Genomic DNA, 10,532 nt, shown 5'->3' with positions numbered 1-10,532 from the left:
GGCACGTTGAGCCGCAGTGAGATCCAGCAGGTCGACCCCCCTCGTTCTGCTGCGCCCTCCCCGGCGCCCCTCCCCGTACCCAACTTGTGGGTTCCCCTCACTGAGGGTGATGTGTCATCCATGCCTCGTCCGAACCAGTCGTCGGCGATTTGGTCGTCCGACGACGCCGCTGACCCGTCCCCCCGAGGCGTTCGTCGAACAGCCACGAATCATACGCTTTACATCTCTTTTGAGATCGAAAGTGATACAGCGCATCTCGCGCCTGAGAGGCGGATCACATCTTGCGGAGAACTCAAGTGACAGATGGGACCTCACAAGTCCCTGACGGCCACACTCTCAACTTGCGTCACCCCGGAAGCGCCGGGTTGCGGTTTGGATTCGGTTGTTCGACCGTCATCTGCCCGAAGGAAGGATTCGTTGCACGCGAGCGGTCCGCGGCGGGGCAAGATTGGGGACATGACGAGCGTGCAACTGGTCGAGGTCGGCCCCCGCGACGGGCTTCAGAACGAGCAGATCCTCCTGTCGATCGACGACAAGGTCGAGTTGATCTCGCGCAGTGTCGACGCCGGCGTCCGACGCATCGAGGCGGTCAGCTTCGTCAACCCGAAGCGTGTCCCACAGATGGCCGGTGCCGAGGAGGTCATGGCACAGGTTCCGCGCGCCGACGGCGTCTCCTACATCGGCCTGGTCCTCAATCGCCGGGGTCTCGACCGCGCACTCACCGCCGCCGTCGACGAGGTCAACGTCGTGGTCGTCGCGACCGAGGAGTTCAGCCGGCGGAACCAGGGCTGCAGCGTCGACGAAGGCGTCGCCGCGGCGATCGACGTCGTGCGCGATGCTCGCGGGGCCGGTCTCCGGACGACGGTGACCATCGCGGTCTCGTTCGGCTGCCCGTTCTCCGGGGAGGTCGCTCCCGAACGGGTCGGCGAGATCATCGCGCGCCTGACCGAGGGAGCGGCACCGGACGAGATCGCCCTCGCCGACACCATCGGCGTCGGTGTCCCGGCCCAGGTGCGCACACTCGCCGACCTCGCCGCCGCGCACGCACCGGGCATCCCTCAGCGCTGGCACTTCCACAACACGCGCAACACCGGCTACGCCAATGCGCTGACCGCCCTGGACTCCGGCGCCAACGCTCTGGACGCGTCCATCGGCGGCTTCGGCGGGTGCCCGTTCGCCCCGGCCGCGACAGGCAATATCGCGTCGGAGGATCTCCTCTATGCGCTCGACCGGTCGAACGTCACGACGGGTGTCGACATGTACGGGCTGATCGACGCCGCGGAATGGTTGGGCAGGTCCTTGGAGAAGAGCGTCCCCGCTCTCCTCGGGCGCGCCGGAGGATTTCCGGACGCCCGCTGAGGCGGGGACTCTCGTCGGTTTTCGCCGTCGGGTGACTAGCCCGTGGTGTGCACGATCAACACGTCGCACGCCGACTTGCGTGCCACGTCGGCCGGAACCGATCCGAGCAGGCGCCCGGCGATCGAGTTCAGGCCGCGGTTACCGACGACGAGCAGGTCGGCCTTGACGTCGCTCACGAGCTGGAGCAGCGCGTCGACCGGCGCACCCTTGACGGGGCGCTGGACAACGGTGGCGGCCCCGGCCTTGGACGCGCGTTCCTTCGCGGTCCGCAGGATTTCCTCGGTCGGCGTCGAACCGGTGACCTGGTACGCCTCGTCTTTGAGGATGTCGGCGGCGTCCCCCGCACCACGCTCGTTGGGGAAGTATGCGCACGCGATCACCAACTGCGCGCCTTCACCCGCGAGTGCCCCCGCACGTTCCACCGCCTTCATCGACGACTCCGAGCCGTCGGTCCCGACGACGATGGTCTCGTATGCGCTCATCCCAACCTCCGACATGAATTCGCCTCGCTGCCCATCAGCGAGGCGTCACCTACATCCCCCATATTGCAGGGTTCTTTCACCGGGACATTAGTTTGCCGCGGCGTGTCTGTCCGCCGATCGTGGTGATCGGCACATGGTCGCGCTGTTGTGTCTTCGGCGGGATTGCAGGTCACAGCCCTATTTGATGCCCGCCGCGTCCATTCCGCGGAGCTCCTTCTTCAGGTCGGCGATCTCGTCGCGCAGGCGGCCCGCCAGCTCGAACTGCAGGTCCCGGGCCGCGCTCATCATCTGTTCGGTCAGCTGCGACACCAGATCGGCCAGCTCGGCGCGCGGCATCGCCGAGACGTCGCGCTTCTCGATCACGCCCGCACTGCCCGCCTTCGACACCTCGCCCTGCGCCCTGCGGCCGCGGCTGGAGTTGCGTCCCGAACCGCCCACCGCGACGGCCTCGTCCTCGGCCTCGCGGTACACCTGGTCGAGGATGTCGGCGATCTTCTTGCGCAACGGCTTCGGGTCGATGCCGCGCTCCTTGTTGTAGGCGATCTGCTTCTCGCGGCGACGCTCCGTCTCGTCGATCGCGTTGCGCATCGAGTCGGTGATCTTGTCGGCGTACATGTGCACCTCACCCGACACGTTGCGGGCCGCACGGCCGATCGTCTGGATCAGCGACGTGGTGCTGCGCAGGAACCCTTCCTTGTCCGCGTCGAGGATCGCGACCAGCGATACCTCAGGGAGGTCGAGACCCTCGCGGAGGAGGTTGATGCCGACGAGGACGTCGTAGTCACCCGACCGGAGCTGACGCAGCAACTCGACACGACGCAGGGTGTCGACCTCGGAGTGCAGGTACCGCACCCGGATGCCCAGTTCCAGCAGATAGTCGGTGAGATCCTCGGCCATCTTCTTGGTGAGCGTCGTGACGAGGACGCGTTCGTCGCGTTCGGTGCGCTGCCGGATCTCGTGGACCAGGTCGTCGATCTGCCCCTTGGTCGGCTTGACCACGACCTGCGGGTCGACCAGGCCGGTCGGGCGGATCACCTGCTCGACGAACTCGCCGTTCGACTGACCGAGCTCGTAGGGTCCGGGCGTCGCCGAGAGATACACGGTCTGACCGATGCGGTCGACGAACTCGTCCCAGGTCAGCGGGCGGTTGTCCACTGCCGACGGAAGCCGGAAGCCGTATTCGACGAGATTACGCTTGCGGGACATGTCGCCCTCGTACATGCCGCCGATCTGCGGCACGGTCACGTGCGACTCGTCGATGACCAGGAGGAAGTCCTCCGGGAAGTAGTCGATCAGCGTCGCCGGTGCACTCCCGGCCGAACGGCCGTCGATGTGGCGCGAGTAGTTCTCGATCCCCGAGCAGAAGCCGACCTGGCGCATCATCTCGAGGTCGTAGGTGGTCCGCATCCGCAGGCGCTGCGCCTCGAGCAGCTTGCCCTTGCCCTCGAGTTCGGCGAGGCGTTCCTCGAGTTCCTTCTCGATCGACGCCATCGCCCGCTCCATCCGCTCCGGCCCCGCCACGTAGTGGGTGGCGGGGAAGATGCGCAGCGAGGAGACCTGACGGACCACGTCGCCGGTGAGCGGATGCAGGTAGTAGAGCGATTCGACCTCGTCGCCGAAGAACTCGATGCGCACCGCGAGTTCCTCGTAGGACGGGATGATCTCGACGGTGTCACCGCGGACGCGGAAGGACCCGCGGGTGAATGCTGTGTCGTTGCGGGTGTACTGCACGTCGACGAGCAGCCTCAGCAGGGCGTCGCGATCGATCTCCTGCCCCACCTCGAGCTCGACCGAGCGATCGAGGTACGACTGCGGCGTACCGAGGCCGTAGATGCAGGACACCGACGCCACCACCACGACGTCGCGACGGGAGAGCAAACTCGAGGTCGCCGAATGGCGGAGTCGTTCGACGTCGTCGTTGATCGACGAGTCCTTCTCGATGTAGGTGTCGGTCTGCGCGATGTACGCCTCGGGTTGGTAGTAGTCGTAATACGAGACGAAGTACTCGACGGCGTTGTTGGGCAGCATCTCGCGGAGTTCGTTCGCCAGCTGCGCGGCGAGCGTCTTGTTGGGTGCCATCACCAGCGTCGGGCGCTGCACCTGCTCGATGAGCCAGGCAGTCGTCGCCGACTTACCGGTACCGGTGGCACCGAGGAGCACGATGTCCTTCTCCCCCGCCTGGAGCCGTGCGGTCAGATCCTTGATCGCGGCGGGCTGGTCACCGGCGGGCTCGTACTCGCTGACCACCTCCAAGCGGGCTTCGGTGCGCTCGATCTCGCCGATCGGACGGAACTCGGAGTGCGCGAGCACCGGGCGTTCTGCTGCAAAAGCCATAGTGCCAGGGTAAACGCGCACTACGACACGAGTGTTCCCGCGCGGTCTGCGGCCCGCCGCACGACGCGCGCCCGGAGCAGCACGACGAACGAACCACCGGTATGGGCTGACCGGTCACCGCGCCCGACACGGCGTCCTCGACCAGCGCGAACGGGGCGAGCCGGACCACCCTCGCACCCGGTACCGGCGCCGTCACGTGCGACCTGCCGGGCACGTGTGACCTCGGTTCGGCCGCCGACAGCCTGAATCCCGACCATGCGCGGCCGTCGTCCCGCACATCGGGAACATCTCCGATGTTCACTCTGAGATCGGGTGCCGGCCGAACTACATTCGGGGGATGACGAGCAACAGCGGTCCCGTGACGACCGCGTCGGCCGCATCCCACTCGATGCACCCGCCCAAGCGGGAGGTCTTCGATGTGCCCGCCATGACGAACACCGACAACAAGGGATTCGTCCGGGAGGTCGAGGAATACCGCGTCACCGACTACGGCCTCTACATGTCGCGCTCCGCGCCCGGCCACCCGAGGTTCGACCATCTCGAATCATGGCTTCTCCCCTCATTGGGGTTGCGCGCCAACATCTTCCACTACCAGGGCGGCTTTCGGGCGAATCAGCGCCTCTACCTCGACATCGGGCGGTTCTCCGGCCCCGACGAGCGCGGCCGGTGGTACGCCGAGGACTGGTATCTCGACCTCGTCGACGTTCCGGGATCACCGCTGGAACTCATCGACGTCGACGAGGTCTTCGAAGCGCACCGGTGCGGACTCCTCGACAGCGACCAGTGCGTGCAGGCCGTCGAGATCGCGACCCGCGCGCTCGTCGGGGCCGCCGCGCACGGAAACGACGTACAGGCCTGGCTCGACGACGCGGCCGGCGGCGTGGTGTTCTTCCGAGACCACCGCCCCGATCACGGGTGGTGACCCGGTACGACCGCGCGCCGGTGTGCCGGCCCGACGTCGGACGACGGACTCAATAGGTGGGCAGCACGAAGCACGCGCCGTTCCGGATGAACTGCGGCAGTTGCACTCCCGTGCCCACGTTGACAGTCCGCGTCTTGACCACCCCGTCGAGTTTCGCGGTGAGCACGTAGCGTCCGGGGGCGGATGGTCGCCAGGTCGGCGTGACCTCGGCAGTGGTGGGCTTGGCGGTGTGGATCGTCACGGTGCGACCCGCCCGGGTGGACGTGACCTCGAGTGTCGACTTCGCCGACTTCGGATCGCCGACGATCACGGACAACTTGTAGGCGCATCCCGCACCGTAGAGTCCGTAGTTCGACGAGCCGTTCGCCGAGGAGCCGTAACCGGGCAGCGTGTCGACGGCGATCCCCTGCAGTGCCGCGTTCGCCGGGGCGGCACTCACCGCAGCGGCCGTGAGCGCCGCCCCGACGGCGATGCCGCCGACGACCGGACGCACGTGTTTCGAACTACCAGGACCCCACATATGTGCTCCTCACAGCGCTTTGCCGACTCGGTGATCCGCACCGGGATCGGTGCGTCGTCGCAAAGCTAACAGCGCGGAGCACACGATGTGGCCAATTCAGGCAACATTCGTAGTCAGTTTGTCGAGCCCCTCATGCGATCTCGATCCGCACGGTCGCAGGTCGCCCAGGATCGCAGGAACCGTGAACGCCGGGGCCGACGGGCGCGAACCCACCGTCGGCGAGGAGGTCGACGAGTTCTGCGGACGCGCCCTCGTCGCGGGCGGCGATCCGCAGCTCGACGTTTGCCGGATCGGTGATCTCGACGGCGGCCGCCCGCTCACCCGCGATCGCCCACAGCCGGTTGACCAGACGTGTCGCGGGACCGTTCGGATTCGGTTCGGCGGCAACGAGTTCGGGGACCGGATCGGCGACCCGACGCGCCCGGACGTTGGCCTCGAACGGTACGAGCCGATCGTCCCAGACCCGCGCGGCGGCAGCGGCGAGGTCATCGGCCGACCCGGAGTTGTCGAGCCAGACGTCGGCGACCGCACGGCGCTGCTCGTCAGTGGCCTGCGCCGCGATTCGAGCACGCGCGTCTGCTTCGTCGACCCCGCGCATCGTCGTGAGGCGATGCAGTCGGACGTCGGCGTCGGCGAACACGATCACCACGAGGTGGAAGAACGGCGCGGTGTGGTTCTCCACCAGCAGCGGGATGTCTTGGACGACGACGGCGTCGTCGGGCGCCGCCGCGAGCAGGTCCTGGGTGCGCGCGCCGATCAACGGGTGGGTGATCCCGTTGAGCGTCTTCCGTGACTCCTCGTCGACGAAGGCCTTGGCCGCGAGCGCCGGACGGTCGAGGCTGCCGTCGGCGGCGAGGATGTCCGAGCCGAAGGCCTCGACGAGCGCGGCGAGGCCAGCCGAGCCGGGTTCGACCACCTCGCGGGCGATCTTGTCGGCGTCGATGATGTATGCACCTCGATCGACGAAGGTCTTTGCCACGGTCGATTTGCCGGCGCCGATGCCACCGGTCAGTCCAAGCCTGATCACGCCACCAGTCTGGCAAACAGGCTCCTGTCCGGTACACACCGGCGCCCCGTGTGTCGCGTCGCTTCAGCCGGTGACCGCGACGAGTTCGACGGTCTCGCGCGGCAGGGTGGACTCGGCGACCTTCTCCCCCGACTCCAGATCGATCGCGACGATCTTCTTCGACACCGGTTCACTGACGTACGCGATGCGATCCTGCACCACGACATTCGGCATCGGCGACTGCCATTCGTCGGGTTCGGTCCACTCCCCGATCGCCGGGATCCGGGCGGTGCGGTTGCCGGATCGTGCATCGAAGACGTGCAGCGCGCCGTCGGTCCCGAGGATCACCGCAGAGCCGCCGGGGCCACGTTCGAGCGACCGGAAGCTGTAGGAGGTCCCGAGATCGACCAGGCGGAGATCGCCGGTACGGGTGTCGGTGAGCGAGAAGCGCGTCGGCCGTTCGAGGTCGGCGTCCTCGTCACTCTTGTAATCCCCCAGCACGACCGGGGACCCGTGATCACCGGCCTGGTTGCCGATGCGGCCGTAAGGATCCGGGCTGGCCACCTTGCGGATGTCGTTGCCGTCGACGATGAGGATGCCGTTCTCACAGCCGAAGGTCAGGCGGCCGTCGGCCGCGGCGGCCTCGCCGTGGACGCCGGGACATTCGTCGTTGCGGGCGATCTCGTTCCGCTGCTTGTCCAGGATCGCAACGCCGCTCCGCGAATTCTCGTCGCCGCGTGTGACGACAACCGAACCGTCGCCGCGGAACACCGCCACACCGTGATGGGGTTGCGGGACCGTGAACGTGGTGGCCACCGGGTTGCCGCGGAGCAGTTCGGCGGGTTCGACGATGTCGACCTGTCCGGTGCCGTCGCTGAACAGGCTGATTCGTGAGTCGTGGACCACGACATGTCCGGGTTCCGCTCCACCGAAACGCATCTCGGTGAGCGAGGGCTCGGTCGTGTAGTGATGTCCGTGGTCGCCGTGCGCCTTCGTCCAGGTCCCGGCGTCGAGGACCCGGAACCCGTCGGCCTCGGAGACGAAGACGTGCCGCCCGTTGCCCGCGCTGTTCAGCCGGACGAATCCGTCGAGGGGAAGGTCGGCGACCTGATCGAGCGTCTTCGCGTCGAGCACGAGGATTCCGCCGTCGTAGCTGAGTGCGAGTCGTGGTGTCGCGCTTTGCTGTTCCGCGGGTCCGCGCGACGATTCGGCGGACGGGGTCGCCTGCTCGGGGTCGCCGCATGCGACGAGCGCGATGGAGGAGGCAGCGAGCAGCGCGAGGGAACGGGTCAGAGTTGTCCGTGGTGATAGCACTCGGACAGTCAACCGTCTAATGAAAATGATTGTCAACAATGCATGGTTGTCCGACCTCGGCGGGCGAGTTCAGCCGTCCCCGATGAACGGCGCCAACCCGTCGAGCAGTCGCGCCAGGCCGAAATCGAACACCTCGTCAGGAGCCCCTGGCGCCTGATGATGTTCGCCTGCAACGGTTCCCACTCGATCCGCGAGAGGGAACCCGCCTTTGGGGATCACCGCGTCGAGCTCGGGTGCGACGACCTCCCACCACTCGACGTCGGTCATGCCGCTGTTGGTCACCGCGGCGTCGGCAGCCAGGGCCTCCCGGGCGTTGCCGGTCACGAAGGCGGACAGGAGACCGAGGATGTGGTCACGGTCGAGGTCCGAGATGTCCAGCGGCTCGAGCAATTCGAGCTGCCGTTCGTAGCGGGCGAGACGACGCGGACCGAGAACCTGTCGCCACGGATTGGCGTCGATCAACCAGGGATGTGCCAGGTACTCGGCGCGCAGATGACGTGCGACCTGCGCGAGGGATTCCCGGACCGTCGATCCCGGCCCCGGCACCGGGTCGCCGGCGACATGGTCCACCATGAGCGCGACCAGGACGTCTCGGGTGGGCACGTAGGTGTAGAGAGTCATCGGACCGACGCCGAGCTCGGCGGCGAGTGCCCGCATCGACACCGCGGTCAGTCCACGCTCGTCGGCGAGGGTGACCGCCTTGCCGACGATCTCGTCGACGGTGACCCGTTGTCGCGGACCGCGTCTGGGTGTCTGCGGCTCCCCACGTCCACGCCAGAGCAGCCGAACGAGGGTTCGGGCATCGTCAGCGGTCGACACGTTGCACCCTTTCCGTACAGCGTACGAGATCAATACCGTACCCACCGGGTCTCGGCTGGTGTGGCAGGGACACGAAAAACCCTCCCGGGAAGTCCCGGGAGGGCTTTTCGTGTGCTCAGTGCAGATCTACTGCGGGAGCAGAGCTATCAGGCGTTGCCCGAGAGCTTCTCGCGCAGAGCGGCGAGCTGCTCGTCGCTCGCCAGCGAACCACCGGTGGACGAAGCACCACTGGTGTTCGCCGAGCCACCACGGCTCTCCGAAGCCGACGAGTAGTCGGTCGGGGCGTTGGCAGCCTCGGCTGCGGCGGCGGCGAACTTCTCCATCTGGGCGGTGTGCATCTTGTGGCGACGCTCGGCCTCGGCGTACCGGGCCTCCCATGCCTCACGCTGCTTCTCGTAGCCTTCGAGCCATTCGTTGGTCTCGGCGTCGAAGCCCTCGGGGAAGATGTAGTTGCCCTGCTCGTCGTAGCTGTCGGCCATGCCGTACTTCGAGGGGTCGAACTCCTCGGTGTAGTCCTCGTTGGCCTGCTTGAGGCTCAGCGAGATACGACGACGCTCGAGGTCGATGTCGATGACCTTGACCATCGCATCGTCGTTGACGGCGACAACCTGATCCGGCACCTCGACGTGGCGCTCGGCCAGCTCGGAGATGTGGACCAGACCCTCGATGCCCTCGTCGACGCGGACGAACGCACCGAACGGCACCAGCTTGGTGACCTTGCCCGGGACGATCTGACCGATCGCATGGGTACGGGCGAACTGACGCCACGGGTCTTCCTGAGTGGCCTTGAGCGACAGCGAAACACGCTCGCGGTCCAGATCGACGTCGAGGACCTCGACGGTGACCTCGTCGCCCACTGCGACGACCTCGGACGGGTGATCGATGTGCTTCCAGGACAGCTCGGAGACGTGGACCAGACCGTCGACGCCGCCGAGATCGACGAACGCACCGAAGTTGACGATCGAGGACACGACGCCCTTGCGGACCTGGCCCTTCTGCAGCTGGTGCAGGAACTCGCTGCGGACCTCGGACTGGGTCTGCTCGAGCCACGCACGACGCGACAGGACCACGTTGTTGCGGTTCTTGTCGAGCTCGATGATCTTGGCCTCGATCTCCTTGCCGATGTACGGCTGGAGGTCGCGGACGCGACGCATCTCCACGAGCGATGCCGGGAGGAAGCCGCGCAGGCCGATGTCCAGGATCAGGCCGCCCTTGACGACCTCGATGACGGTGCCCTTGACGGCCTCGTCCTTCTCCTTGAGCTCCTCGATGGTGCCCCAAGCCCGCTCGTACTGCGCACGCTTCTTGGAGAGGATCAGACGGCCTTCTTTGTCCTCCTTGGTGAGGACCAGGGCCTCGACCTCGTCACCGACGTTGACGACCTCGTTGGGGTCAACATCGTGCTTGATCGACAGTTCGCGAGAGGGAATGACGCCTTCGGTCTTGTAACCGATGTCGAGCAGAACCTCGTCCCGATCGACCTTGACGATGGTGCCTTCCACGATGTCGCCATCGTTGAAGTACTTGATCGTGGAGTCGATGGCGGCGAGAAAGTCCTCGGCAGTGCCAATGTCATTGATGGCTACTTGCGGCGAGGTGATCGTGGGGGACGACATATGTTGAGTTGCTCCGGACAGGTGTGTAGTAGGTACAGTTCTTGACGTATTGCGCGGCACAAAACCCCTGATCAGAAGCATTTCGACCGGGGCGTGCGCCTGTCGCGCGTCATCGAGCGCACGCGCGTTCTCAAAGCCTACTCCAGCGGCATTGTGCTGG

9 protein-coding genes are annotated in these 10,532 nt (G+C 66.5%); 2 read left to right on the top strand and 7 right to left on the bottom strand.

The features are described 5' to 3' along the window. Window positions 1–456 precede the first annotated feature (456 nt). Window positions 457–1,359 (top strand): hydroxymethylglutaryl-CoA lyase, encoded by a 903-nt coding sequence (locus tag BJF87_RS25180; RefSeq protein WP_075864093.1) that lies wholly within the window; start codon window positions 457–459, stop codon window positions 1,357–1,359. Window positions 1,360–1,394: 35 nt separating this feature from the next. On the opposite strand, the gene BJF87_RS25175 is transcribed toward BJF87_RS25180, so the two are convergent. Further along, window positions 1,395–1,841: a universal stress protein gene (locus BJF87_RS25175; protein WP_042376087.1), complete on the bottom strand. Its 447-nt coding sequence runs from the start codon at window positions 1,839–1,841 to the stop codon at window positions 1,395–1,397. 177 nt (window positions 1,842–2,018) lie between these two features. Next, window positions 2,019–4,175: an excinuclease ABC subunit UvrB gene (gene uvrB / locus BJF87_RS25170; RefSeq protein ID WP_075864092.1), complete on the bottom strand. Its 2,157-nt coding sequence runs from the start codon at window positions 4,173–4,175 to the stop codon at window positions 2,019–2,021. Between the two features lie 337 nt (window positions 4,176–4,512). Between uvrB and BJF87_RS25160 the strand changes: the two genes are divergently transcribed. Continuing rightward, a complete protein-coding gene (locus BJF87_RS25160; RefSeq protein WP_075864091.1) occupies window positions 4,513–5,097 on the top strand; it encodes a DUF402 domain-containing protein in 585 nt (194 codons plus the stop codon). A gap of 49 nt (window positions 5,098–5,146) precedes the next feature. On the opposite strand, the gene BJF87_RS25155 is transcribed toward BJF87_RS25160, so the two are convergent. The 5 genes from BJF87_RS25155 to rpsA all read right to left on the bottom strand — a co-directional run bounded on the left by BJF87_RS25155 (window position 5,147) and on the right by rpsA (window position 10,372). After that, the gene (locus BJF87_RS25155) at window positions 5,147–5,617 is read right to left on the bottom strand and encodes a hypothetical protein (protein WP_075864090.1); all 471 of its coding nucleotides are present in this window, start codon (window positions 5,615–5,617) and stop codon (window positions 5,147–5,149) included. Between the two features lie 130 nt (window positions 5,618–5,747). Further along, window positions 5,748–6,644: a dephospho-CoA kinase gene (gene coaE / locus BJF87_RS25150; RefSeq protein WP_035752176.1), complete on the bottom strand. Its 897-nt coding sequence runs from the start codon at window positions 6,642–6,644 to the stop codon at window positions 5,748–5,750. Window positions 6,645–6,707: 63 nt separating this feature from the next. Continuing rightward, on the bottom strand, window positions 6,708–7,937 hold the full coding sequence (aztD, locus tag BJF87_RS25145) for a zinc metallochaperone AztD (RefSeq protein ID WP_035752174.1): 1,230 nt from the start codon (window positions 7,935–7,937) through the stop codon (window positions 6,708–6,710). A gap of 69 nt (window positions 7,938–8,006) precedes the next feature. Further along, complete coding sequence (locus tag BJF87_RS25140; protein ID WP_035752171.1) at window positions 8,007–8,756, bottom strand: TetR/AcrR family transcriptional regulator; 750 nt, start codon at window positions 8,754–8,756, stop codon at window positions 8,007–8,009. Between the two features lie 146 nt (window positions 8,757–8,902). After that, complete coding sequence (gene rpsA / locus BJF87_RS25135; RefSeq protein WP_035752169.1) at window positions 8,903–10,372, bottom strand: 30S ribosomal protein S1; 1,470 nt, start codon at window positions 10,370–10,372, stop codon at window positions 8,903–8,905. Window positions 10,373–10,532 lie beyond the last annotated feature (160 nt).

Origin of the sequence: Gordonia sp. CNJ-863 (assembly GCF_001942325.1) — a bacterium.
GTDB lineage: Bacteria > Actinomycetota > Actinomycetes > Mycobacteriales > Mycobacteriaceae > Gordonia > Gordonia alkanivorans.
This window is presented reverse-complemented; position numbering and strand designations above follow the sequence as displayed.

Bases quoted from the DNA above. Each gene is read 5' to 3' on its own strand.
- BJF87_RS25180 (WP_075864093.1), top strand. From the start codon at position 457: ATGACGAGCGTGCAACTGGTCGAGGTCGGCCCCCGCGACGGGCTTCAG.
- BJF87_RS25175 (WP_042376087.1), bottom strand. From the start codon at position 1,841: ATGAGCGCATACGAGACCATCGTCGTCGGGACCGACGGCTCGGAGTCG.
- uvrB (WP_075864092.1), bottom strand. From the start codon at position 4,175: ATGGCTTTTGCAGCAGAACGCCCGGTGCTCGCGCACTCCGAGTTCCGT.
- BJF87_RS25160 (WP_075864091.1), top strand. From the start codon at position 4,513: ATGACGAGCAACAGCGGTCCCGTGACGACCGCGTCGGCCGCATCCCAC.
- BJF87_RS25155 (WP_075864090.1), bottom strand. From the start codon at position 5,617: ATGTGGGGTCCTGGTAGTTCGAAACACGTGCGTCCGGTCGTCGGCGGC.
- rpsA (WP_035752169.1), bottom strand. From the start codon at position 10,372: ATGTCGTCCCCCACGATCACCTCGCCGCAAGTAGCCATCAATGACATT.